24 protein-coding genes are annotated in these 23,537 nt (G+C 68.2%); 12 read left to right on the forward strand and 12 right to left on the reverse strand.

All coding sequences use genetic code 11. The features are described 5' to 3' along the window. Nucleotides 1-25 precede the first annotated feature (25 nt). Complete coding sequence (locus AS857_RS16055; protein ID WP_058044186.1) at nucleotides 26-775, forward strand: dienelactone hydrolase family protein; 750 nt, start codon at nucleotides 26-28, stop codon at nucleotides 773-775. A gap of 80 nt (nucleotides 776-855) precedes the next feature. After that, on the forward strand, nucleotides 856-1,230 hold the full coding sequence (locus AS857_RS16060; protein ID WP_063804265.1) for a hypothetical protein: 375 nt from the start codon (nucleotides 856-858) through the stop codon (nucleotides 1,228-1,230). Nucleotides 1,231-1,363: 133 nt separating this feature from the next. Here the strand turns inward: AS857_RS16060 and AS857_RS37675 are convergent, their stop codons facing one another. Further along, on the reverse strand, nucleotides 1,364-1,885 hold the full coding sequence (locus AS857_RS37675) for an HAD domain-containing protein (RefSeq protein ID WP_079110377.1): 522 nt from the start codon (nucleotides 1,883-1,885) through the stop codon (nucleotides 1,364-1,366). A 376-nt stretch (nucleotides 1,886-2,261) separates the two neighbouring features. Next, nucleotides 2,262-2,609 (reverse strand): hypothetical protein, encoded by a 348-nt coding sequence (locus AS857_RS16070; RefSeq protein ID WP_144440840.1) that lies wholly within the window; start codon nucleotides 2,607-2,609, stop codon nucleotides 2,262-2,264. A gap of 742 nt (nucleotides 2,610-3,351) precedes the next feature. On the opposite strand from AS857_RS16070, the gene AS857_RS39580 reads away from it, so the two are divergent. Further along, complete coding sequence (locus AS857_RS39580) at nucleotides 3,352-3,993, forward strand: hypothetical protein (protein WP_144440841.1); 642 nt, start codon at nucleotides 3,352-3,354, stop codon at nucleotides 3,991-3,993. A 255-nt stretch (nucleotides 3,994-4,248) separates the two neighbouring features. On the opposite strand, the gene AS857_RS16080 is transcribed toward AS857_RS39580, so the two are convergent. Beyond that, nucleotides 4,249-5,493 (reverse strand): hypothetical protein, encoded by a 1,245-nt coding sequence (locus AS857_RS16080; protein WP_160330248.1) that lies wholly within the window; start codon nucleotides 5,491-5,493, stop codon nucleotides 4,249-4,251. 799 nt (nucleotides 5,494-6,292) lie between these two features. Between AS857_RS16080 and AS857_RS16085 the strand changes: the two genes are divergently transcribed. Then, on the forward strand, nucleotides 6,293-6,877 hold the full coding sequence (locus AS857_RS16085; protein ID WP_058043768.1) for a TerD family protein: 585 nt from the start codon (nucleotides 6,293-6,295) through the stop codon (nucleotides 6,875-6,877). Between the two features lie 228 nt (nucleotides 6,878-7,105). Here the strand turns inward: AS857_RS16085 and AS857_RS16090 are convergent, their stop codons facing one another. Beyond that, nucleotides 7,106-7,681, reverse strand: coding sequence for a hypothetical protein (locus AS857_RS16090; RefSeq protein ID WP_058043769.1), 576 nt, complete (start codon nucleotides 7,679-7,681; stop codon nucleotides 7,106-7,108). Nucleotides 7,682-8,273: 592 nt separating this feature from the next. After that, nucleotides 8,274-8,642 (reverse strand): winged helix-turn-helix transcriptional regulator, encoded by a 369-nt coding sequence (locus AS857_RS16095; RefSeq protein WP_245699888.1) that lies wholly within the window; start codon nucleotides 8,640-8,642, stop codon nucleotides 8,274-8,276. Between the two features lie 62 nt (nucleotides 8,643-8,704). On the opposite strand from AS857_RS16095, the gene AS857_RS16100 reads away from it, so the two are divergent. Beyond that, nucleotides 8,705-9,367 (forward strand): NAD(P)-dependent oxidoreductase, encoded by a 663-nt coding sequence (locus AS857_RS16100; protein ID WP_173864758.1) that lies wholly within the window; start codon nucleotides 8,705-8,707, stop codon nucleotides 9,365-9,367. A gap of 459 nt (nucleotides 9,368-9,826) precedes the next feature. On the opposite strand, the gene AS857_RS37685 is transcribed toward AS857_RS16100, so the two are convergent. Continuing rightward, nucleotides 9,827-10,670, reverse strand: a protein-coding gene (locus tag AS857_RS37685) for an IS5 family transposase (protein WP_420823936.1) whose coding sequence is annotated in 2 segments (ribosomal slippage) — nucleotides 9,827-10,309 and nucleotides 10,311-10,670 — 843 coding nt in all. Because the reading frame shifts where the segments join, the coding sequence is not laid out codon by codon here. A 37-nt stretch (nucleotides 10,671-10,707) separates the two neighbouring features. After that, nucleotides 10,708-11,031, reverse strand: a complete 324-nt coding sequence (locus AS857_RS16105; RefSeq protein WP_058043771.1) for a hypothetical protein — start codon at nucleotides 11,029-11,031, stop codon at nucleotides 10,708-10,710. A 553-nt stretch (nucleotides 11,032-11,584) separates the two neighbouring features. On the opposite strand from AS857_RS16105, the gene AS857_RS16110 reads away from it, so the two are divergent. Further along, the gene (locus AS857_RS16110) at nucleotides 11,585-11,785 is read left to right on the forward strand and encodes a S26 family signal peptidase (RefSeq protein WP_058043772.1); all 201 of its coding nucleotides are present in this window, start codon (nucleotides 11,585-11,587) and stop codon (nucleotides 11,783-11,785) included. Nucleotides 11,786-11,953: 168 nt separating this feature from the next. Continuing rightward, nucleotides 11,954-12,871: a DUF6891 domain-containing protein gene (locus AS857_RS16115; RefSeq protein ID WP_058043773.1), complete on the forward strand. Its 918-nt coding sequence runs from the start codon at nucleotides 11,954-11,956 to the stop codon at nucleotides 12,869-12,871. Between the two features lie 57 nt (nucleotides 12,872-12,928). On the opposite strand, the gene AS857_RS16120 is transcribed toward AS857_RS16115, so the two are convergent. After that, nucleotides 12,929-13,171, reverse strand: coding sequence for a hypothetical protein (locus AS857_RS16120; protein ID WP_058043774.1), 243 nt, complete (start codon nucleotides 13,169-13,171; stop codon nucleotides 12,929-12,931). Nucleotides 13,172-13,790: 619 nt separating this feature from the next. Here AS857_RS16120 and AS857_RS38940 point away from each other — a divergent pair. Next, nucleotides 13,791-14,102 (forward strand): SH3 domain-containing protein, encoded by a 312-nt coding sequence (locus AS857_RS38940; protein WP_144440843.1) that lies wholly within the window; start codon nucleotides 13,791-13,793, stop codon nucleotides 14,100-14,102. A gap of 682 nt (nucleotides 14,103-14,784) precedes the next feature. Here AS857_RS38940 and AS857_RS16130 read toward each other — a convergent pair. Further along, complete coding sequence (locus AS857_RS16130) at nucleotides 14,785-15,387, reverse strand: transposase (RefSeq protein WP_058043776.1); 603 nt, start codon at nucleotides 15,385-15,387, stop codon at nucleotides 14,785-14,787. Between the two features lie 194 nt (nucleotides 15,388-15,581). On the opposite strand from AS857_RS16130, the gene AS857_RS16135 reads away from it, so the two are divergent. Next, nucleotides 15,582-15,965: a VOC family protein gene (locus AS857_RS16135; RefSeq protein ID WP_058043777.1), complete on the forward strand. Its 384-nt coding sequence runs from the start codon at nucleotides 15,582-15,584 to the stop codon at nucleotides 15,963-15,965. 215 nt (nucleotides 15,966-16,180) lie between these two features. On the opposite strand, the gene AS857_RS16140 is transcribed toward AS857_RS16135, so the two are convergent. Further along, complete coding sequence (locus AS857_RS16140) at nucleotides 16,181-17,185, reverse strand: RimK family alpha-L-glutamate ligase (protein ID WP_063804266.1); 1,005 nt, start codon at nucleotides 17,183-17,185, stop codon at nucleotides 16,181-16,183. Nucleotides 17,186-17,618: 433 nt separating this feature from the next. On the opposite strand from AS857_RS16140, the gene AS857_RS16145 reads away from it, so the two are divergent. Both AS857_RS16145 and AS857_RS16150 read left to right on the forward strand, forming a co-directional pair. Then, nucleotides 17,619-18,050 (forward strand): hypothetical protein, encoded by a 432-nt coding sequence (locus AS857_RS16145; protein ID WP_245699891.1) that lies wholly within the window; start codon nucleotides 17,619-17,621, stop codon nucleotides 18,048-18,050. Continuing rightward, nucleotides 18,047-18,418, forward strand: coding sequence for a peptidase inhibitor family I36 protein (locus AS857_RS16150; RefSeq protein WP_058043779.1), 372 nt, complete (start codon nucleotides 18,047-18,049; stop codon nucleotides 18,416-18,418). The genes AS857_RS16145 and AS857_RS16150 overlap by 4 nt, the downstream gene beginning before the upstream one ends. Nucleotides 18,419-18,889: 471 nt before the next feature. Here AS857_RS16150 and AS857_RS16155 read toward each other — a convergent pair whose 3' ends face one another. Both AS857_RS16155 and AS857_RS16160 read right to left on the reverse strand, forming a co-directional pair. Next, entirely contained in the window at nucleotides 18,890-19,954 is a 1,065-nt protein-coding gene (locus AS857_RS16155) for a TerC family protein (RefSeq protein WP_079110381.1), read from the reverse strand. A 358-nt stretch (nucleotides 19,955-20,312) separates the two neighbouring features. Next, complete coding sequence (locus AS857_RS16160; RefSeq protein ID WP_058043780.1) at nucleotides 20,313-21,797, reverse strand: SulP family inorganic anion transporter; 1,485 nt, start codon at nucleotides 21,795-21,797, stop codon at nucleotides 20,313-20,315. 1,010 nt (nucleotides 21,798-22,807) lie between these two features. On the opposite strand from AS857_RS16160, the gene AS857_RS16165 reads away from it, so the two are divergent. Beyond that, nucleotides 22,808-23,497: a hypothetical protein gene (locus AS857_RS16165; RefSeq protein WP_144440844.1), complete on the forward strand. Its 690-nt coding sequence runs from the start codon at nucleotides 22,808-22,810 to the stop codon at nucleotides 23,495-23,497. Nucleotides 23,498-23,537 lie beyond the last annotated feature (40 nt).

Consider the following 23,537-nt stretch of genomic DNA (forward strand, 5'->3'; position numbering starts at 1 on the left):
GAACTCCAAGGAAGGAAGATCCGCTATTCCCGCCAAGATGTTGCAGATTCCCACCACGGACGGCCACGCCGACGCCTTCGCTGCCTTCCCCGACCACGGCGAGCGGCACCCAGGGGTGCTGATGTACGCGGACGGCCTCGGCCTGCGGCCCGTGCTGCGGGAGATGGCCCGCGAACTGGCCGGGCACGGGTACTACGTGCTCGTCCCCAACCTCTTCTACCGGCACGGCCAGGCACCGGTGATCGAACTTCCCGAGTTCATCGGAGAAGAGGCGCGGCCCGCGGTCTTCGCCGAGCTGATGCCCTTGATCGAGGCGCACACCGCCGAACGGGTCCTGCGCGACGCCGACGCCTACCTCCAGTTCCTCACCGCCCAGCCCGAGGTCAGCGCCGGACCGGTCGCGGTGACCGGCTACTGCATAGGCGGTCTCCTGGCGATGCGCACCGCCGCGGCCCACCCCGGCCAGGTGGCCGCCGTCGCCGGATTCCACGGCCCCGTGGGCGCCGACGGGGCCGACAGGCGCAGCCTCCTCTCCACGCTCACCGCCCAGGTCCACCTCGGCCACGCCGAAACCGACCTGACGCCCGAGGCCCTTGGCGAGCTCAACCAGGCCTTGGACGCCGCTGGTGTCGACTACACCTCCGAGATCTACCCCGGCACCATCCACGGCTTCACCATGTCCGACACCGACGCCTTCAACCCAGCCGCACTGCAGCGCCACTGGGACCGTCTGCTCCCCCTCCTCGACCGCACCCTGGGCAACAGCTACAGCTGAGGCTCCGGCCCGGAAACCAAACCTGAAGCACACGGCTCCGCAGCCTGTGGCTCATACGCGCTGAGGTAGCGTCCCGGCACATGACGGCCGGCGATGACGAGAAGCAAGAGAAGTACGAGGCGGAGGGCAAGGCTGCCGGCCGGGTGCGGCTCGTGGAGGACCTGGTCGCTCAGGTGCCCGGGTTCGAGGACGCGTACGAGTGTCACGTCTTCAACGAGGAGGGGGTGCTCGCGCACCTGTTCTTCTGGGACGTCGTGCAGGACACCGTCCGCTCGTACCTGGGGGAGGGGGACCCGGACGGTCCCGACTGGCGTCGGGTCCTCGGCTTCCTGGAGGGGGAGACGCGGCGTCGCATGCCGGGGGCGATCGAGGTCATTGTGACGTCGTTCCTCTACGACCTCCCCTACAAGGGGGAGCCCGGTACGGGATCGAGGCGCACCTCGGGCCGGTCATGAAGGAGAGGTATCTGCAGCTTCGGCCCTGGTACGAGGCGGAGGCCTCGGGCGCTCCAGGGGGGCCGGCTGGCCCCCGCACACCCCCGGCCGACGACCCGCTTCCCACGAGGGAGGCGGCCCGTCTCCCCGAGTGTCAGCACGGCTGCTGCAGCCACGAGCCGAGAACGGCGTAGTCGCCATCAGTCAGACCATGACGGGGATCGACACGATGCAGCAGAGCGTGTCCCTGGTGATGGGCGGCGACCCAGACCCGATCAGCCTCGGTGATTTCGTCGTCGACCCAGGCGAATGGGTGGTTGGCGGCCCATTCGACGAGGGCGCGGGTCTTCCAGTGCAATCCGTTGCGCTCGTCCTGATCATCGATGTCCGACGGCTCTGGCCAGATCACCACTGCCAGTTGCGGCAGACCGATACGGGGGGCGATGCACTCATTCGCGTCCGTCATCCATGTCGTGGCCCAGACCACCTCGCACGGGAGTGCCGCCAGCCGGGGCCCGTGTTCAGGATTGATCCTGGTCAGGAGCGGATTGGCACCAGCATCAAGCGGTTCAAGACCTGTCGCATAGGTCGGATACTGCTGAGGCTCCGCGCCGAACGGGATGAGGGGGCCATCGACATCGAGAAATAGCAGCGGACGCTGCGCAGAGCCAGTCATGACAGCACAATAGCGACAGATCCAAACGAGGTCCTCGTCGATGACGAGGGCCCTGTAACCACCCGCAGCGCCCGCCGACCCGGACGTGCACTCGCAGCGAGGCTCCCCTGGTCTGAGGCCTCGGCGCGCGACACGGTGACGCCGAGGGCGTCATGAGCTGCGGAAGGCTTCGGGGTAGGCGAATTCGCCGTGCACGCAGGGTTGGTAGGCGGCCAGGGTACGGACCTGACAGAGGTCGCCCCAGTCCGGTTCCGGACCGACGATGCCGAAGTCTGTGCTCGGCCGCCGCCGCGGGCGAAAGCCGAAGCGGCCGTAGAAGTCGCGGTCCTGCTCCCAGCACCTGCGCTTCCCCGATGGGACGGACGCTCGGTAACCGTCACCGCAGGCGCGCAGGCGCGCAGGCGGGTGCGGGCCAGGTCAGGTGCACTGCCCCGGGCAGATCGCGTGCGACAGAGGCGGCCAGTGCTGCACGGGCGGTTCGGGACGGAGGAACGTGCGGGCTGTCGAGCCATTCGGCGAGGTCGTCGTCCCAGGCTGCCATGCGGTAAAGCGCCTCATTCAGGGCGGCGGCGTCCTCGGTGAGCAGCGCGTCCGCCAGCGCGAGGGTATCGGCACGGGCGGTGCCCGGCAGCGCCGGAATGCCGGGCAGGCGGAGCCGGGACGAACGCAGCGGTCTGCGCAGGGCAGAAGGCGGCCAGTGAGGCGAGCACACAGCGAGCGGCACCGCTCTCGAGGTCCCACTGCGGGAGAAGAGCCGGGATCCGTGCGATGACCGCCTCACTCACCGCTGCGAGGTGGCTGAGGGCGACCTGGCCGTCTCGCAGCGCATCCCAGTCGGCGGTGCGGACAGCCGTGGTGTCAAGCTTGGCGGCAAAGTCAAGCAGCAAAAGAAGAAAGCTCGCACGGGCGCCCGGCGACACGGCCTGGGAGCGGGCCAGTTCGGTGATGAACGGGACGATCGACACTATGCCGCCGTCCGGGGCCAGGGACGGCATGTGATGGGCCGTGGACACGAGGTCCGTGAGGAACAGCCGGGTGCCGTCGGGTTCGGCAAACTCCTGGACGAGGTCGTCATCCGTGAGGAACGCCAGAGGCGGGGGGTGCCGCGTCGGAGGTGCCGCACATCCGGTGCGCGACGGCTACCGCCTCGGCTATCTCCTCCCTCGGGTCGCCGAAGTGCAGACCCTCCCACGCCGGTGCCCTGCCCGGCTGTGGTAGACCGACCGACCGACCGGCACAGGGACAGGCAGCGCCGTACGGGCCGTGGCGTCCTCGTGGACCAGGCCGTCGAGAGCAGAGGCAGGCACCCCGCCCGCGTCCCACACAGCACCCGCTGCACACCCACAACCATGCCCGCCATCGTGCCGCGGCGATAGGGTCGAACATCCAGTAGTACTGGTGAGCGGGCGCGCCATCAATGGCTGATGCCGCTCGCCCGACCACGTCGCACGAGGGGGGAACACACCATGGACGCACGGTTCGGACGGTGGAGACGAGGCGCCGGCACTCTGGCCGCATTGCTCACCCTGACCACGGTCGCAGCCACCGGCTGCGCATCGGACCGCGCGTCGGACCCGGTACCCGGCACCGCAAGCGCGCCCACAGCCCCGTCGCCGAAGGCGACGCCCTCCGCGCCGGCGGCCACGCCGACCGCGGCGGGCTCCCAGCCCAGTGCACCCGGCGGATCCTCGGGGGTGCGCTACGCCCCGGACTTCTGCAAAGAGAACCCCATCGACGGCGACGCGCACCAAGTACTCCAGGTGAACGGCGGCGAACGACTGCCGAACGGGCTCCGCACGGTGGCAGCCCGCCAGACGCAGCTCAAGTGCGGGCCCGACGTCGACAACGGCGGCTACTTCGAGATGCAAGAGCCCCTCGGGCCCTACTACGTCGCCCAGAACCCCACCATCCGGCTGCTGACCCTTAACGAGGCGACGAACCGCCTAGAGCTGAAGTCCGCCGACTGGGACACGCTGCTGAAGGTCCTCCAGGGATGCGAGAAGGCGCAAGCACCCGCGCCGTACCAGTGCAGCCCCTTCTTCTACGTCACGATCGACAACAAGAACGGCGGTGTCATCACCGACTTCACCGCCATATTCCAGTCCTGAGCCGACCCGGCCCAGCGGCATCGTGGGTCACACGACTGCCGGAGCGACCATCGTCAAACGCAGGTGAGGACCCCGCCTCGACGTGACGGCGAGACCACAACACCAACCCGTTCGAAGGCCCTGCCCGAAGAAGAGGGCGGGGCCACCGGCGGGTGAGGCGGCCGGTACGGGCCTTCGCTTCGCGCCGCCCGGCCGCCCTTGCTCCTGGGCCCTGCCACCCTTCGGCGACCGGCCCCCTGCGCCGGCGGCACGCGGTCAGCGGCGGAGATTGATCCGGTACACGCGCCGCAGGTACGGATGCTCCGCCAGGCACCAGAGCCGGCCCGCGTCGTAGCTGAGGTCCTCGGGCCCGATGGCGAGCGTTCCGTGCTTCTTCGGGGCGCCCTTGCGGCCCTTGTGCAGCCACAGCTGTCCCGCCTTCGGGGCGCGGTCCTTGCTCGCCTCGCTGTCTCTGGGGCCCTTGGCGCCACGGATGTTGGCGGCGTAGTAGGCGTCGTCGCCCACGGCGACCGCCCCTTGGACGTAGGGCTTGGACAGCCAGTTCTCCTCGGACAGCCCGTCGACCAGATAGCCGGTCGGGGCCAGGCTCCAGCGCACGACCCGTCCCCTGGGGCCGTCGTCCCGGAATTCGCTGACGACCAGGGAGTGGGGTTCGTTGCGGCGTGTGCGGTCCAGTGACAGCTGCGAGTGCCGCAGCCTGCCGCCGCCGCGGTTCTCGTACAGGTGGTGCAGCGGGAGGACGTAGTCGTAGCCGAACGCCTTGCCCTTGTCCGCGCCCTCCACCTTGACCATCCGCGTGAGGTCGAAGGCGCTCACCCCGCCCTGTTTGAACGGAGCGAGCCGGCCGGGCAGGTTGGCGACGTAGAGGAAGTTCCCGATCCAGGCGACGCCGCCCGCGTGCATGATCACCGGCTGGAAGGTGGCAGTGTCCGAGCCGTGCAGCTGGCTGGGCTCCACCAGCAGCACATGCTCGTAGCGCGGCCGCTTCGGGTCACCGGTCACGTCGATGAAGCTGATCCGGGCGCCCCGGTTCTCGTAGTTCTTGTAGCCGTACCAGCTGACGGCGACGACCTTCCGGCCTTCCACGGTGCCGCCGTAACCGTCGACGCTGGTGCTGATCCCCTGCGGATACCACTGGGTGGTCTTGCCGTCCAGCTGGCCGTGCGGGTCTTTGGTGTCCGGGTCCCATGAGAAGCCGTAGTCGAAGCCGGTCGGCTCCACGCCCCTGCCGGGCCCGTCACGCCAGTTGCCCACGGAGCCACCGGTGCGTGTCGCCTGGCGCAGCACGTCCCTGACCAGGTCCGCGCGGGGCAGGCGGCGGCGCAGGGTATCGGCCGCGGCGGACCAGTTGCGGTGGTACTCCGAGGGGCTGAGCCGCATCGTCAGGGCGAAGTCGCCGGGCGCTGCCTGTGCCGTGGACGGTACGAGCAGACCGCCGGCGGTGGCGGCCAGGGGTGCCGCCGCCATGCCGCGCAGAATCGTTCTTCGTGTGGTGTCCATGACGAAGCACCGTAGGGGCGGAGCCCGATATTCGGTACGGGCATGACATCGGCGACCGCAGGAGATGACGGCCGCCACGGGCCGGGTCATGGCTTGGGATATAGCGCATGGCTCCGCAGGGCGCGTAAATCAGCTGGTTGATCTCCGTGGCGTCGCTCGTCTGCCAGGTGTCGTTGAGCGGCCCGGTGAAGTGGCGGTTCACATAGGCGGTCTGCGACAACTCGGACGCCCCGTAACGGGGTATTCGTGGCCGAGTCCCACGTGCACGACTGGGCGGAGACTCACGTGAGGTGGACTTCGGCTTTTGTAGGTCGCCGGGCGCGGCAGGCAGCCCCGTGGCGGCGGTGAACCAGTCCTCGCACGCAATCAGCAGCTCCTGGACCTCGGGCTCGTCGTTCTCGCCGTCCAGCGGGCGCAGGGTGATGGCGCGCTCTCCCACCCGGATATTCTGGGATTCGCTCTCGGACACGACTCTCCCTGTGGCGGTTTGCAGTCACCAGGCTACGAACCGTTCGCGTACCGCGAGGATTCGTATGGCCGGTGTCGAAGGAAGAACGCGTGGATCGTGGCCGACCGAAGCAAGTGGCGGGGCATACATACTGGTCGAGCACCACAAGATCGCCGCGCTGGATCTCCGGCAGGCCCGCTCGGTGTACGCGAGGCACTGCCCACCATCTGGCCCTCAGTATCTTCACGAATCGTCTTCACGGGTATTTAGCGGACCGGGTGTAGGGGCCGTCGGAGGGACCAGGCACACTCTTTGTGTCGCAGTCTCGTACACCAAGAGGATGTTCCACGCATGATTACGCTCAAAAAGGAAGACGGCCCGGCGGACCTGGACGGAGTGACGCATCTGTCCATCGGGGTGTCCTGGGACCCCACCGGCGGGAGCAGCGGCGGCGTGATGGGCGTGCTCCGCCGCAAGACCGGCACCGACCTCGACCTGATAGCCATCGCGATGCAGGGCGCGGACCCGGTCCGCCTGGCGGGCCTGGACTCCCTCGATCCGATGGGTAACGGCTCCGTGGTGCACAGCGGTGACAACCAGACCGGGCGCGGGGACGGCGACGACGAAACGGTGACGGTCGAGTTCGCCCGGGTTCCGGAGAACATCACGTCGATTGTTTTCGTCGCCGCCGCGTACAAGAAGGGCAGCTCCTTCCAGAAGGCGCGCAACATCAGCTTCAAGGTGTACGACGCGAGTGGGGGCAGTTCTCAGCAGGTTGCCGACATCTGGCCGAGCCTGCTCAGCAGTGACAACGGCTGTGCCGTGGCCAAGGCGGTGCGTGCCGGTGGCAGCTGGAAGCTTGAGGTGATCAATGTGACGGGGAAGATCAAGCAGGGCGACGAGCACGCCCTGATGCGCTTCGCCATCAGCAAGTAATACGGGCGGGCTTCATGCGGCCCGGAGGCCTGCCGGGCATCCGGGCCGCGTTCCTTACCCCTCGGGCCTGGCCGTCACCTTCGCCTGGCCGTCGTTCGAGGCCGGCGTACGGATCCAGCGCCGTGATCCCGATGCTGCCGGTCCGTCGGTGCCGCCGCCCGGGGGGCTTTCGTAAGGTGACCGGGGTGGGTGCCGACCCCCGTGCGGCACCCTGTAGTGCTGGGGCGTTTATGCGCCGGTGCGGGGCGGCAGCCAGTGGTGGGCGGTGAAGTCGCCCTTTTCCAGGGTTTCGAAGGGAGCGCTGCTCACGCACTTGCCGACACTGTTGACCGGGAGGCCGTCCATGGCCCAGCTGTAGCCGAGCCGGTCCTTCTTTCCGCCCTTGCCACCGTCGAGGATGGTGAAGCCGAATCGTTTGCCTTTCAGTTCGGCAGCAGAAGGCATCGGTATGCCCGGTGCGACCTTGACCTGGGCGTCGGTGACGACCCCGGTCGCCACGGCGACCGGTCCGCCGGTCAGCAGGCAATCGATGCGCCCCTTGAACCGCACGTCGAATTCCTTGCCGAACCGGTGGCTGACATCGAAGGTCCCACGGGCTTTGTCCGCGAACCCGTGCGCGTCGATGGCGAAGTGGACGTCGTCGCCCGGATTCCGCTGCAGCTTGGCAGAGCCGACGACGGAGGGCTCGTCCTTGGTTTGTGCTGCGGCTGTCCCGCTGGTCGTCGTGACGCCGGCCACGACGGCTGCGCACATGCCCAGGGAGACGGCAACGGTGGCAAGGGAACGGCGGCGTATCTGGGGCATTGATCCTCCTGATGGAAAGAGGAGCGGCTGGGTCCGGGAGGCCCCGCGTTTGGCATGACCCCCGGCCGCTCACATTCAGGCTGCCGTCTCTCGCACCTCAACCGCGTCATCTCTCGGACGGTTTCCTCTCCGCCGCACGGTGGAACAGCGTTCCTCCTTCACGGCGACACCGCTCTCCCATCTCAGCGGTATGGAAGCCCGGGTGACGTCGGCGTGGCCGGAGGAGTCGACGGTGATGGGCACGGCACTCCGGTGCGCGCGCCTGCGGGGATGGCCTTCTTGCTGACCGGGTCGACTACGGACGCCGCTTTGGGTACCTGGACACCCTGACGGGGCCCGCCGGGCCCAGTCAGGCGGGCCCAGTCCGGTGGGGTGGCCGGTGGCGACGACCGGGTGCCCGCCCGTTTCGCCCGGCCTGTGGTGAACGGCTTCGGCCGGACGTCGGCTCGCGGGCCTGGTTCTGATCGGCGGTGTGCCGCTCCAGGCAGTGGTGTCAGGCCCTGATGGGTGGGTGTGCGGTGGGGGAGTTGTCTCGGGCGCCGGGTGCCTTGCCCGGCTGGCTCGTGTGTTTGGGGTGTGTGGGGTTGCTGTTTCAACCCGTCTCGTACGCGGTTCTGGCCTCGACGATCTCCGGTAGGTGCCTGCGGGACCAGTCGCAGGCGGTGTCCAGCGGCCCGAGCAGTGAGCGGCCGAGCGCGGTCAGTTCGTACACCACGCGGGGCGGGTTCTCGTCGTGGACGGTCCGGGTCAGGAAGCCGTTGCGTTCCATTGAGCGGAGGGTCTCGGTGAGCACCTTGGGGGTGATCCAGTGCAGCGGGACGCGCAGCTCGGAGAACCGGCGCGGGCCGCTCTCCAGGCAGCGCAATACCATCCCGGTCCACTTGTCGCCGACACGGAACGGCTGCGCCCGGTCGGAGCAATCAGGATCGTCGAACATCTCTGCGTTCAATGGTGTGCTCACCTGCCCGACGCTAGCCCAGTACCTTTGCAGTAACCAGGCACCCCCGTCCTAGTGTCACCGGCATGAGCAACGACATCATCATTTTCGGAGCAGGCGGACGGGTCGGCCGAGCGGCGGTGGCGGAGGCGGTGACCCGCGGTCACCGAGTGACAGCGGTGGTCCGTGACCCCGCGAAGTACCAGGACCTGGGCGGCGACCGCGTCGCCGTCGTACAGGGAGATGTGACCGATCCGCGGTCGGTGGCGGCCCTGGCCGCAGGCCATGGCGCGGCACTCAACGCATCGGTGCGCCTCGACATCGGTTCGGAGGAGTACTTCACCGCGGCGGCGAGCGCGTTGATCGCGGGATTGGCGGAGGCAGGAGTACGGAGGTTGCTGACTATGGGCATCGCAACCACACTGGAGACGGCCCCGGGCGTACGGATCATGGACGGGCCGGAGTTCCCCGAGGCGTGGCGGGCCTTTGCACAGGGGCATGTGGCGGAATACGAGCTTCTCTCCACGGCCGGCCCGGACCTCGACTGGCTGATGGTCGTGCCGCCGCTGGATCTGAACGCGGACGCCGAATCCACCGGCAGTTACCGGACGGCGGTCGGAACGGTACTGGACGGTCCGGGCCGGATCTCGCACGCGGACCTCGCGATCGCCGTGCTGGACGAGATCGAGACGCCGCGCCACAGCCGCGTGCAGTTGGCAGTAACGACGGCTGCTGCCCGCAAGTCTTGACGATAGGTTCAAGTATGTCCTCGTGTTGCCGGTCTGCCCGTGCCCCTTGCGGCCATGGGCGGACCGGACAGGGCGGGGGTTGCCGTCCCCGATGAGAAGTTCGGCGTGGCCGCCGGTCGGCAGCAGCACGGCTTTCCATGCCGGCAGCCTGCGGTGGGCGACGCGGAACCGGCGGGGCTCGGCGAACATCGTCGCCTCGGGACCGGAGGCGAAGACGAGGCGGCGATCGTTTAGTTCAAGTGCCCAGGCACGAGGTGAACGGATCACCGTGCCGTGCACGCCATCGCTGCCGCCGGGTTGACGGTGTTCCTGGTCCTCACGGGGGTCATGCACTTCTGCTCCCCGGCTACTTCCGCATGCTGGTACCCGTATGGCTCCACCGGGAGCGGCTCGCGCCTCGTGGCCGTCAGTGGGGCGGCGGAGGTCATGGTGGGTGCGGGTTAGGGCCTCTCTTCTGGATCACCGTGCTGACCATAAGAAGATGCCTGTGAGGTGGAGTCCGGCCAGGTAGATGGTGGCGGTCTTCTCGTATCGGGTTGCGATGCCGCACCATTGTTTGAGGCGATTGATGCCGTGTTCGACGGTGTTGCGTTTTGTGTACGCCTCGCGGTCGAACCCAGGGGGCCTGCCGCCCTGGCTGCCGCGCCGTTTGCGGTGTGCACGCTGGTCGGCGGGGGTCGGGATCACTGCTCGGATCCCACGCTTGCGCAGGTGATCGCGGATGGCCCGGGTTGAGTACGCCTTATCGGCCAGGACTGTGACCGGCCGTGTCCGGGGGCGTCCCGTGGGCCGGGGAACACGTAGTGCGGCCATGACCCGTTCGAAGGCCGGTGCGTCTCCGGCCTGGCCCGGGGTGAGGACAAAGGCCAAGGGGTGGCATCGGCCATCCGTAGCCATATGGATCTTCGTCGTCAACCTGCCACGGGACCGGCCGAGGGCATGGTCTGCCGACTCGCTGCCGGGGCCCCCTTTTACGGGCCCCGGCAGCGTGCTGGTGGGCACGCACGATGGTGGAGTCCACCGCGATCACCCAGTCCAGATTGCCTTCGGCATCAGCCTGGGCAAGCAGAGCCGTGAAGACCCGTTCCCAGGTGCCGTCGATCGCCCAGTTCCGTAGGCGGGTGTACGCGCTCTTCCATGAGCCATACCGTTCGGGCAAGTGAGCCCACTGCGAACCGGTCTGGAACTTCCAGGCGATCGCATCGATCATCTGACGGTGGTCACGCCACCGGCCACCCCGCTTGGGCGTCCGGTCGGGCAGTAGCGGCTCGATCCGCAGCCACTGCGCATCAGTCAACGGCACGCTGGTCCAACGACCAGGCCCTCCGAAGGGAATTGTCTTAGCCGGCGCCTCCCCATCCGGATCCGGTGCCGACCGTGATGCTGAACTGGCGGCCGGCCTCCGTGTACTCCTCGTCGCCCAGGAACACCGCGCTGCCGCCGGCCATGAGTTCCTGAACCGCGGACGGGCCGAGGTTCATCGCCGCATCGGTTACCGCTTCGCCCTGCTCGTCGGTCCATGCCGATGCCAGCAGGCGATGGGATGCGGAGTAGAACTCCACCTTTCTTCCGATGACGGGGATGCCTCTGGTGTCGGTCAAGTGCGCGTACAAACCCGTGAGCTGCATCGTCAGGGGGTTGAAATGCGCTTGGCTGACCACCATTTTGGTGGCCCTGCGATGCTCGGGGTCATGATGGATGGCCCCATGCCCATCGCCATGGGTCGCCTCGGCGGCGTAAGGGGAGGAGGGCGAAAGGGCGACGGCGTGCGCGGGGATGGACGTGCCGAGAGCTGCCCCAACCAGGAGGGCAGCAGCGGCAACACGGCGTGTTGTCATACCCCTGCTAACGCCGCACAGCCCTCAACGGTGCATCTTGTCATCCTTTCCGACTACGCCAGCCAAGGGCTCCCTTGACCCGGAAAACTTCCCGTATCCGAGACGGTGATCCAAAGGAGAGGCCCTAGTCCTGTGGCCGGGAAGGTTCACCGGCTTGCCGGGCGTAGGGGAGGCGTAGGCGTACAGGAATTGAGAAGGTGATCTGTATCCTCTTCGCACGCCGTTCGGGAGGAAGCATGGGGCAGGCTGGACGACGGCTGAGATTCACTGCGTGGGCCATGGGGTCGGCTGACCTGATCCTGCTGGTGGGGGCAGCGGTGCTCCTCAGGATCGGAAGCCGCTGGCCGAGCCGTATGTCAAGAGTGGTGATCCATCCGGTATGGCTCCCCGGTACGACGTGGTGATCCCGGAGGGACGGCTCTTCCTGCTCGGCGACTACCGCGCAAACTCCAACGACTCCCGCTATTTCCTCAGCGAACAGTCAGACACGGTTGAGGCAAGCACGGTTCAGGCACGGGCCCTCCATGACCGCACGGGCCTCCTCGGTCTGATGCTGGCGGCGCTGCTCGGGGGCTCCTGACGGTCACCGCGCTGGTGTTGAGGAACGTTGCTCGAGCCGTACGGCGGCGCAGCAGGCCGGCGCCTGTGCTGCCGGCGTGCGCCTGATTCGGCGGGCCCGGGACGCGGGCGGCGCGGAAGCCCGTCACCCTCCAGGAGCGTTGTCAGTGGGCCGGGCGAAGGTGAGGTCATGCTTGCGATCGCAGTGGATACGGAAACCGGGCAGCGGCACCTCAAGGCAACAGACCGGGAGCTCGACGGGCTCGTGCGCCGTATCGGCAGGGACGGCGACAGGTTCCTCGTCGTCCAGCGGGTCCCCGACCTGCCCGACGTGTTCGTCCAGGTGTGGCACGAGACCGGTGACGTCTACACCCTGGAACACCGCGACGGCGCCCCCGACCGGCACTTCCGGGCGACCCTCGACGCGCCGGAGCCCGTGATCGCTGCGATGACCGGCTGGGCGCGCGGAGAGGACGGCTGGGACGCAGGCCTGGAGTGGATTCCTCTCGCCTTCGATGCACGGCCGCCCGTTCCTCCGCTGGAACTCGGCGACGAGGACCGAGCCTTGCTGGAGGGACGGCTCCGCGAAATCCTGGCCGGCGGCTACACCACTCGGGCCGAGCTGGCCGAGACCGCCGAGGACTACCTGATCGATGGAGACGACCGGCCCGTCTCGCCCGCGCAGGCCCGGCAGCTCGCCGACCGCATGTGGCTCGAGCGGGTGGAGGAGCAGACTTCTTGGCAGGGCGAGACCGACCCGGAGCGCCTCACCCGGGCCTTCACGGCACTGGAGGCCGCGGGCATCACGGCCCGCGAGCACTTCACCTGCTGCCGCACCTGCGGGAACACGGAGATCGGTGGGGAGGGCCCGACGGACGCCCGCGGGTTCGTCTACTTCCACACCCAGTGCACGGACGCGGCTGCCGCCGGCCACGGACTGACCCTGCTGTACGGCGGATTCGACGACTCCTCGGAGACCACGGCGACGATCGGCCGCGAGGTCGCCGCCGCGCTGACCGCAGCCGGGCTCCCGGTGGAGTGGGACGGCGACCCGAGCCAGGCCCTCACCGTCACACCCCTGGACTGGCGCAAGCGCCTCGTGGGATAGGCCCGTCGCGGAGGCCGGCCGTCGGCGATGACACACCGGGGGCACGGGACAACACAGCTAGAGCCAGTAGTGGCCGAACGCCGCCACGAAGACAGCAAGCCAGAGGGAGCCCCTGACCAGCACCCCGAACCCCGGGAGGAGGATGTGGGCGAGGTCCTCCCCTCCCGCGATCGAGGCGGTGCGCTCCGGTTTGGCGGAGTCGTAGTGGATGACCGTGCGGTAGCCGCGCTGGATGCCCTGCGAAACGTCCTCGGACAACCGGATGCGCCGGCCGTCGATCAGCCCGACAGCCGTTATCACCGTCGAGGTTTGCCCCCGTCGCGAATGAACTTTGCGCCCGGTGTGGGTCTGTGGCCCCATGCCCAGGCGGTCCACGCAGGCTGGCGTGGGCTGGAAGTGATCAAGAGTAGAGGGCGTGCGGCGGCGGGACCATCTTGCCCCCGCTGGCCGCCTGCTGGCCAGGACGCCGCGCCCTGGCATCCCGACGGTCGGCATCACTCGAGGCGGTCGTCGCTTGCTCGCGAGGAGAACCGGGCAAGGGTGGCCCACGCCATGGTGCCGTTGTGCAGGCGCTCCTTGTATCGGTGGCATGTCGTGTCACCGGCCGTCCACTCCGCCACCCGCGGGGCGAGGGTAGGTGAGGCGCTGCCGACGGCGCAGCCAGCCGTGGATGCCTGCCGTGCGGGGCCTCAAGCCGCGAAGTGGCGTACTCGCGCTGTGTATTGGCGGCCCGGTGTGGGGCGAGTGTGTCGCTGAGAGACATCCCCGCTGCACTCGAGGCGGCTCTGTCACCGATCGGTCAGGGACATGTCTTGGGACTGTTTCAGGGCTCTTTTCAAGATCATCTTGCTGATAGTTTCCCGTCTTGCCGGGTCCAAGATCATCGGTACTCGGTTCGACCATTGTTGAGGAGCAACAAGTGAATTCTGTAATTCGGGGGAAGAGCGCGGGCAAGCGTGCTGCTGCCGTGGCGGGCCTGCTGGTCGCGGCCACGCTCGGTGGTGCGGCTCTGGCGGCGCCGGCGTACGCCGACGACGTCTACGGCCACTGCAAGGGCGAGGGCGTGCGCATCCGCGCTGCCGCGAGCACGTCCAGCTCGGTCGTCGGCCTCTGCTACAGCGACCACCGCCTGGCGCACCGTGACGTCTCGGGCGACGGTCAGTGGGACAAGGTCTACGACGTGAACACCGGCGTGTCCGGCTGGATCTCGCACGGTTACTGGAGCTGGTAAACAGCAGTCGGGGGTCGCGGGGGGTCCCTACCCCGCGGCCCCCGGGGCCCTCTTCTTGGGCGTGGCGGCGGTCACTGCACATGAGAGAGCAGTACGCGCTCGTCGAAGTGCACCGGCGCACTGGCGCACCGGCACACCTGGGGCAACGGCCTGTCCCTGTGCTCCACCTGCCAGGAGGGCCGGGCCGCCGAGCAGTTAGCGCGGGATACACGGCAGCCGGATCCGGCGACGGCGGCACTCGAGCCCGATCCCGAGTCCGATCCCGAGCCCGAGACCGGGCCCGGGCCTGAGCCGGGTCTGGAGCGGCCGCAGCGCCGGCTGGGCAGTTGGGGCTGCCGCCGGTAGCTGGTCGTCGCGGCTGAACCGCTTCCCGATCAGCCCTCGTGACCGGTCCGCCGGTTCCCTCCATCGCTCCCTCCCCGCCGTTATCGCCTGCCAGAGGCATCGGGGCAGCCGGCCCACGCAGGCCAGGGGGAATGACTCGAAAACCCTTCTGCGTCTTCATGCCAGGCATGGAAGCCGACCGGAGTACGACGCATCACGAGGGTCAGGGTGAGGGTGAGGGTGGCCGACTGGCCGCCCAGCAGGCTGTGTGCGTCGTTTGAAAAGTGGCTCTGTCTCACATTCCGTGCCAGAGCCACGGAGGGTCGCCACATCCGCGATCATGAACGGCCTCGCGCCGCTAGGCGGACCCGCTGCGGAGTAGGTCGAAGTTCACGCGGCCGAAAATTTGCCGTTTCAGCATCTCGGTCTTGTTGTTGTGGCCCTCGACCGGGCCGGAGCTGTAGTGCATGCTCAGTCCGGCGACGACCGCGTCGAAGTCCGGGCCGAGGCCGGCAGCGAAGGTATGAAGGGCGGGTAGGTCGTCGGCTTGGAACCGGGCGATCCAGCTGTGGACCTGGTGGACCTGGCGGTTGTTCATGAGCTCGGCGAAGGCCCGCACGTGTCCGGCGGCCCGGTCGAGTTCGGGGCAGCGGGCGAGGATGTCCTTGAGCTGCTGGGCCTGGTCGGTACTCAGGCTGCCGGGGGTGGCGGTGATCCAACTGGTGACGTCCCGCTCCGACGGCTGCTTGCGGGGTGCCTGGTCGCGAGGGAAGGCTTCGCGGAGCCGGCGGACGTACTGGCGGACGATGGTGCTGCCGCCCCGGTAGCCGCGGCCGCCGCGCAGGGCGAACTCGTCGACCCCGAGCACCCGCGGCGTCACGGGTTCAGGATCATCGGGCAGGGCCCGAGCAAGCCGCAGGAGCATCGAGTGGCTCACGGCGGCCGTCAGCCTCTTCGTCATGCGGGCTCCGGCCCGGGCCGGCCAGCATCAGCGCGACATGCCGACGAACTGACTGGAGGCCGGAACTCCGGCGCCCGTAGCGGAACCAGGTCGCGATGGGCAACTGGCCGGTGATCCGCAAGAGGCGACCTGGTGACCTTCCTCAGCAGTCCGCGGCGGCCAAATCTGTCACGCCATCTCGTAAAGTGACGGCCATGGCATGCCGAATCAGTGAACTCGTCATCGACGCTGCGGACCCCGACCGGCTGGCCGCATTCTGGAGCGACGTCCTCGGCTACATCGAACTTGATCGGGAGGGCGACGGAAGCATCGAGATCGGCCCGCCCGACGCCGGGTTCGGCGGCCCGCAGCCCACCCTCGTCTTCAGCCCGGCCAGTGACCCCCGGACGGGAAAGCTCCGGCTGCACATCGATGTCAACGCCACCGACCGCGACCAGGATGCTGAGCTGGAACGACTGCTCGCTCTCGGCGCAAGGCCCGTAGACATCGGCCAGGCCGGCACCGAAAGCTGGCACGTCCTGGCCGACCCCGAGGGCAACGAGTTCTGCCTCCTGCGCACCCGGCTCAAGCCCCTGTGACACCTGTGACAATGGTGTCCTTGGTGCGAGGCCTGGTACGCGGCTTCGGCGGGCACCCCTGGCGCTGCTCTTCCCCGGGGACTTCCCAGGCGCACCCGCTGGGGGATGCGCTTGGCAGGGTGGGGTGCACCGGTCCAAGCGCATGCAGACACCGCCCACCGTCTCGGCGACGTTCACCGCCGTCGGAAGTCTCCCTTGAGGCTGGCCGAGTGTTGTCAGCTTGGGATTCGTCCTTGTGCGAGGCGGCCTTGACGCGGCCCTGTGGTTGGCGGTGGTGTCTCGCGGCGACGGGTCGAGAGGGCGCGGGCGATGCAGGCTGTAATGGCGGGGGCGACCGCGGTCATCTCCGGGCGCCAGCCTGGGACGGCGTTCACCTCGCAGATGGTGAAGGTGTCCCCGGAGGTGAACAACAGGTCCACCCCGGCGATGTCCAGGCCCAGGGCGCAGGCTGCGCGGACGGCCAGCTCTTCTGCCTGCGGGTAGCGGCCCGCGCAGAGCGTGGCGGAGCCGCCCTTGGCGATGTTGGCGGTGAGGGTGCCGTTGGGGGAGGTGTGCAGTACGGCGGCCACCGGTTCGCTGTCGACCACGACCACGCGCAGGGTACGGCCGTGCGAATTGGCGATGTGCTCCTGGAAGAGGAACGGCGCCTCCTGTGTGAGGCTGCCGGCCACTTCGCTGAGCAGATGGGGGTCGGGGGCCAGGAAGACCTGCCCGCCCTTGGCGCCGCTGACGGACTTCACTACGCACGGCGTGCCCAGGTGGGGGCTGCGCACGACGCCTTCCAAGGGGGCGGTGGCGTAGGAGACGGTGTCGGGCACCGGCAGCCCGGCCAGGGCGAGTTCTTGCAGCTGCCAGACCTTGTTACGGGACTTGAGCTGGGCGTCGACCGTGTTGAGGAGGGTGCTGCCCATGCGCTCAAGATGCCGCAACAAGGTCACCTCGCGGTCGTTGCGCATGGGGCCGGCCACCTGGCGAACGCACACCACCTCAGGGGCAGGTAGGTCCGCGCCGCCCAGGGTTCGCAACACCAACCGCCCGCCCTGGATGCCGAAGAGCAGCTCGTCGGTGTGCCAGACCGCGAAGCGGGGGCCGTACGTATCGGCAAGGGCTGCTGCCAGTTCGCGAGTGGACCGGCGCAGTACGGCCGGCCGCTGCCGCACCAGCATCCACACATCGGCGGGTGCCGGGATCGTCGGCAGGACACGGGGTGGTGTGACCACTCTGGCTCCTCACCTCTTTGCCGCCCACTGCCTGCGGGCTGTCGAGGGAGCCAGTCTCTCAGTTCCGTGATCGAGGTGTCACGGCGGGTGGAACACGGTGCCGGCCCGCTGGGCACGATGACACCGAGCACCGACGACGGCCACGACGGCATCATCCATAAGCGCCCTGCACTTGGGGCCATCCCGGCCCCATAGTCACCTTTGCGGGTGATAAGACGCATGCCTCCGCAAGTCGTGGGGAGGGTGAGGGGCATGTTCACAGTGCCCCAACAACCCGCCCCACCCGTCACGTTGATCTCCTCGCCCGGTTGATCCGCGCATGCACCCCCGTACGTGGGCCGCCGGGCGACTGGTTGCCTCGGTTCTTCTCGCCGGCTGCCTTCTATCCGGCTGCGCGCAATCGGAGGCTCCCCGTCGTCCGGCCGAGGACGACGTGGTCAAGGCGGCCACTCAAGTACTCACCGACTCCTGCCTCACCCGTCAGGGCCTGAAGCCCTCGTACCCGGGACGGAGTACATCGTCTCCCGCGCCCGGGGAGGCGAAGGCCGCCGAGGCGCTCTTCGGTTCGGGGCGGCCGGAACTGTCCGTTTCCCTGCCGACCGGCTATGTCGTGAGCGCGCACACGGACGGCTGTCTGGCCGCCGCGCAGCAGCGCCTGTACGGCGATCAGCCCCGGTGGTTCCGGGTGTCGACGATCGTCAACAACCTCGGGCCGGAAGCCCGTCACACCCGCCGCTCCCTGGACGAGGTCCGCGCGAAGCACCGTGCCGAGATCGCGGACTGGACGCGGTTGCGCACGCACGCCCTGGCCGAAGCGACGGCACTGCTCGACGACCCATCAACGAAGGGAAAACCACGCCCATGAAGCGTCTCACCGCTCTCCTCGCCGCTGCTCTGATCTCCACCGGCGCTGTTACGGCCACCGCCTCATCCGCGTCGGCGGCGGAGTGCCGTCGTGGATACTTCTGCGTCTGGACACACGCCAACTTCGACGGCATGAAGATCGACCACAGTGGTGACGACCGCTGGTGGGAGGGCAACATGTCGAACCAGGACTCATCGTGGGCGAACCACGGAGTCTCCGGCCCGGGGGTCCCCGACCACGTGAAGATCTACGACGGCCGTGAGCTGACCGGCGGGGTCACGCTCTGCCTCGGGCCAGGGCAGGAGGTGAGCTACAGCGGACGGGCGAACGACCGAGGCAGCTCCCACACCTGGGCGAAGGGCTGCTGAGACCTCCGCGCACAAACAGCTGCGCACCGCGGGCGGCACGTGCCCGCGGTGCGCACTTCGTACGGCCTGCTGTATGTGCTCGAGCGCGGAAGCCCGTCGACGAGTTCACGCACGCCCACGAACACATGGTGCCGGAGGTGCGCGGCGAGTCGCGCTCCCGGGGAGGAGCGGTCCCGGAGTGGGGTTGTGTCAGCGGTCCTGGGGTTGGTCGTCTTCCTGGCCCTCCGGTTCCGGGGCCTCCAGGCGTTCTGGGCAGTCGGGGTTGTGGCAGCGGCGGGGAGTCCACACGGGAACGAGGATGCCGAATGTCCTGTGCCGCCTCTTGATCGTCACGCTCAGGGGCTGGTTGCAGGCCGGGCAGAGAATTTCTCCCTGAGGACCGGTCTCATGCTGGACTTTACTCATTCTTTAACCATAGATCCTGTGGTCGGAATGGGGCGGGGAGGAGCTGTGGGAGCAGTAGGCGTTGGGTCAACGCGCAGGACGGGGCGGATCGCCCGGCTCCTGGTCCTGCCCTACGCGTGTAGTGCCGTGGGGCCTGGTGGGGTCGTCGGGTGGTGTCGCGTCGGGCGCGGACGCTGTCTCTTCGGTGGTTGTGTGGGGTGTGGAGGGGCGGCGCAGGCTGAGGACGACGGATCCGGCCAGGACGACGACGATGACCGCGAGGCTGATGGGTGAGGGGATTTCCGGGATGTCGGGGCTGATCGTCTTGTGGGATGCCTGGAGGATGAGCTTGACGCCGATGAAGGCGAGGATGATCGCAAGGCCCTTGCTCAGGTAGTGGAAGCGGTCCAGGAGGCCGGCGAGCATGAAGTACAGGGCTCGCAGGCCGAGGATGGCGAAGGCGTTGCTGGTGTAGACGATGAAGGCGTCGTCGCTGACGGCGAGGACGGCGGGGACGCTGTCGACGGCGAAGATCAGGTCGGCGGCCTCGATCGCGGCGACCACCGCGAGCAGGGGCGTGGCCATGCGCTTGCCGGCTTCCTTGACGAAGAACTTCATGCCGGCGTACTCGTCCCTGACTGGCATGATCTTGCGGAGCAGCCGCACGGCGAAGCTCTTGCCCGGGTCGAAGCTCTCCTCCTCGTCCTTGAGAAGTTTGTAGGTGCTGTAGAAGAGGACGGCGGCGAAGGCGTACAGCACCGCAGTGAAGCGGCTGACCACGGCGACGCCGAGAGACAGGAAGATCGCGCGGAAGACCAGGGCACCGATGACGCCGAAGAACAGCACGCGGTGCTGGTAGGCGCGGGGCACCTTGAAGTAGGCGAAGATCACGGCGAAGACGAACAGATTGTCGACCGACAGGCTCTTTTCCAGCAGCCACGCGGTGGTGTACTCCGTCCCGGCTGTCGTGCCGAGGACGAGGAAGACGACGGCGCCGAAGACCAGCGCGAGGCCCACCCACAGGCCGCTCCAGGCCGCGGCCTCCTTGAAGCCGATGACGTGCGCCGAGCGGTGGGCCAGCAGGTCCACCGCCAGCGACACGACCACCGTCGCGGCGAACGCCCCCCAGAGCCAGAACGGAACCTCAAGCACGCTGGTCACTTCCCTGACAGCCCGCGCTCACGCGCGGACCTTATAAGGAGTCTGCGGTATTTTGCGCCACTGGGCGACCCAGGAACGCGAACCTTTGGCCTTGCCCTTCGCCGCCCGCCGACCGGCATGCATCCGCCGGTTCACCGGCGAACGGGAGCGCATCCTGGAGCCCGGATTTCGGCAATGCCGATCGCAGTGCGTCTGCTGTGCAGTGCACGGTGTGAGCGCGTCGACAGGCGGGCTTCACGGGATGGTGCGACGGCGGCCAGAGCCCCCTGGAAGGGCTTGCACATCAGACCGGAAGCGGTGAATGCGGTCTCACCGGCATGTGGAGGGACCACGTCGCGGGACTTTCTGATCATGACGCGGTCACCACCTTCGGGTGCCTGACCCGCACCACTTCCGTTCCCTTTACGTTGTGGCGCGCCGCCCAGGTTTCCAGGGCGGTGCGGCAGGCGTGGTCGAGGTGGCGGACCTGTGAGAGGTCGAGTTCGATCGGGCGGTCCTGCGGCAGGGCCTCCAGGGTTTCCAGGAGGCGGGGCAGGCGCAGGAAGGTGGCGTGGCCCGCGACGGCGACGACGACGCGTCCATCGGCCGGCTCGCGAATGTCGAGATGGAGGGTGGAGGTGTCCCAGGCCGACTTGACGACGGCGAGGAACAGACCCAGCACCACACCTTCGAACATGCTGGTGGTGACGATGGCGATGGCCGTGATCCCCAGAATGACGGCCTCGCCGCGGTGCTCGCGCCATAGTGGGGCGAGCTCCTTGAAGGGCACGAGCTTGCAACCGGCGTGGATCAGGACGCCTGCGAGGGCGGCCAGCGGGATGATCCCGATCGCTGCCGGGAGTAGCACGGCGAACAGCAGCAGCCACGCACCGTGCAGGATGCGGGAGCGCTTGGTCTTCGCGCCGGCCTGGACGTTGGCGGAGCTGCGGACGATGACGGCGGTCATGGGCAGGGCGCCCAGGAGGCCGCAGGCGGTGTTGCCGACGCCCTGCGCCATGAGTTCTTTGTCGTAGTGGGTCCGCGGGCCGTCGTGCATGCGGTCGACCGCGGCGGCACTGAAGAGGGACTCCGCCGAGGCGATGAGGGTGAAGGCCAGGACCGTGCCGAGGACGCCGATGCCGCCGAGAGCGGTGAGGTCGTTCAGGGCCGGCGGCTGGATGGCGTCGACCAGGCCCTTTACTTCCACGTTGGCGATGTCGAGGCCGCCCAGGGCCGTGACGGCCGTGGCCAGGGCTACGGCCACGAGCGGGCCGGGGAGCGCCTGGGCCTTCGCCGGGACCTTCTTCCACAGAACCAGGATGACTATGGTGCCCGCGCCGACCGCGAAGGCGGTCAGGGTGGCGCGGTCCGTGGCGATGTCCGCGATCAGGCCAGGGATGCCGACGATCTTGTCCACGCCGGAGCGGGGTTGCTTGATGCCCGCCATGGTGTAGAGCTGGCCGAAGAAGAGGACGAGTCCGATGCCGGCGAGCATGCCCTGCACGACAGCCACGGAGATCGCCCGGAACCAGCGGCCGAAGCGCACGGCGCCCAGGGCTATCTGGGCCAGGCCGGTGGCCAGGACGATCGCCCCGAGGGCGCCGAGGCCGAATTCCTGGACCGCTTCGAAGACCAGGACGGTCAGCCCGGCTGCGGGGCCGCTGACCTGGAGGCTGCTGCCGGGCATGGCGCCGACGACAAGGCCACCGACGATGCCCGTGATCAGCCCGAGTTCGGCGGGCACGCCCGAGGCGACGGCCACACCCACGCACAAGGGCAGGGCCACCAGGAACACGACGAGGGAAGCCAGGACGTCACGCCGCAGGCCTACAGGGTCTTTGAGAGTGGGAAGCATGGTGAGGTCCTCGCATGACGGAAAGCGGAGGCCAGGGCGGCCCGTGAGAGGGGCGGACACAGGTCACGCGATGGCCCTCACCACCTCCAGGACGCAGAACTCCTCAGCCCGCTCAGCCACGTGCGTAGTGAAGGAACGCGCGTTGTCTGCCAGGGACTTCACGGACTTCATGGACTTCATGGTGGCCTACCTCCTGTGCCCACCCGAGTGCGGAAGAGCGTGGCGTGTTCAAGGTCATCATTGACGTGCATCAGTAACCGGAAAGGCATGACAACAAGCGCTTGCCGTGCATTCGTTGACGTGAGCAGCCAGTCGGCACTGCTCGCTACTACAGGGCCGAGCGGACCGCCAGCACAGGATGAGCAGGCTGTGAACATGGAACGACTGGGGGAGATCGCACTCGTCGGCGTCCGGCGTCCGGCGTCCGGTGGAAACCGCCGCGGTTCCATCAGCGATACACCCCCGAGTGACGTGGTCCGTCGGTCATACGTCATACGTGCCACTGCCTCAGGGCGGACGCGTCAACAGCCGGGCTGGCTCAGGCGCCTTTGACCACCCCTTTACCAGGAGATTACCTGATGGCCTCAGGTAATGGGGTGGTCAAGTAATGCTCTCGAAAGGGTAATTGGCGTAATGGGTGCAGTACACGCCCCCGGCGCACGCCCTTGAGGCGCGGAGGATGTAACGCGCCCGCGCTTGGCCGGGGGCACCTCGCATCCGGGAGGGTCTGACAGGGCATCCTGCCCTGCGCCGCGGTAGGGCCTGCGCACCGCATCACGCGGGCATCGAAGGCACCCTTCGCGCCGGGAAGGCCGCTGACCAGAGATCGCGGTGTGCTGGGCGGCCAGGTTCGACGGTGGTCGTCCCGAACTGCATTCTCGGTTCATGCCCGTTGTCTGATCCTGGTCAGGCCGACTGTGCCACAACGAAGCAGGTCAACTCCACGCGAACGGCACGTAGGATGCCGATGATCGGGCGGGATGGAAAGGCCCGGCGAGAGGGGGGCGGCAATGGGCGACATGCCGGGCGCACGTGAGGAGCTGGACCGGCTGGGGCGAGCCCTGCGCGCGCAGCTGGTCGAACTGATCAACGACCTGACCCCCGGCAGCGACCTGCGCCTGCTGTTTCTCGACGCACCGAGGATCGTCGACTGGCACGAACCGCTCCGCTATCAATACTCGACCAGCTCTTTCAATGGGGAGCGTCCCGCGCATGTCAGTGCCGCCGAATCCGTGTCTCGCGCGGCAGCGCTGCTCGGCTCGGCAGGCTGGGAGGTCGCCATATCGCAGGAGGGCGTCGGTGGCGGGGCCCGGCCGGGCCCGCGTCCGGGGTCCGTGGTCATCGGCCGCCGCGACGGCTGCCGCATCGAGATCAGGGTGAGCGACCATAGATCCATCGTGTACTTCGACGGGCGGACACCGGCGATGGCCTTGTACGAGCCGGAGGAATTCCAGTGGCCGGAGCCGGCGCGCACAGCCGAGACCGTCACGCCCGGATATGTGCTGTGCTACGAGTGCGACGGTCTGGGGTGGTGTCCCGGATGCGGGGGACGTGGCTGGGTGTACGACAAGGTCCGCGGGCGGAAAAACTGCTCCGTATGCCACCGTGACCGCGTCTGCCTGATCTGCAGGGGCGCGGCGCAGCTCGCGATCTCTCTGTTGTCGCCGTACCAGCGGGGCTACTACCCCGAATTGGGCTAGCTTGATTTTCAGCGTCGAGGCCGCATTCGATCCTTGCCGT

It is taken from the genome of Streptomyces roseifaciens, from assembly GCF_001445655.1.
In the GTDB taxonomy this organism is placed as follows: domain Bacteria; phylum Actinomycetota; class Actinomycetes; order Streptomycetales; family Streptomycetaceae; genus Streptomyces; species Streptomyces aureoversilis.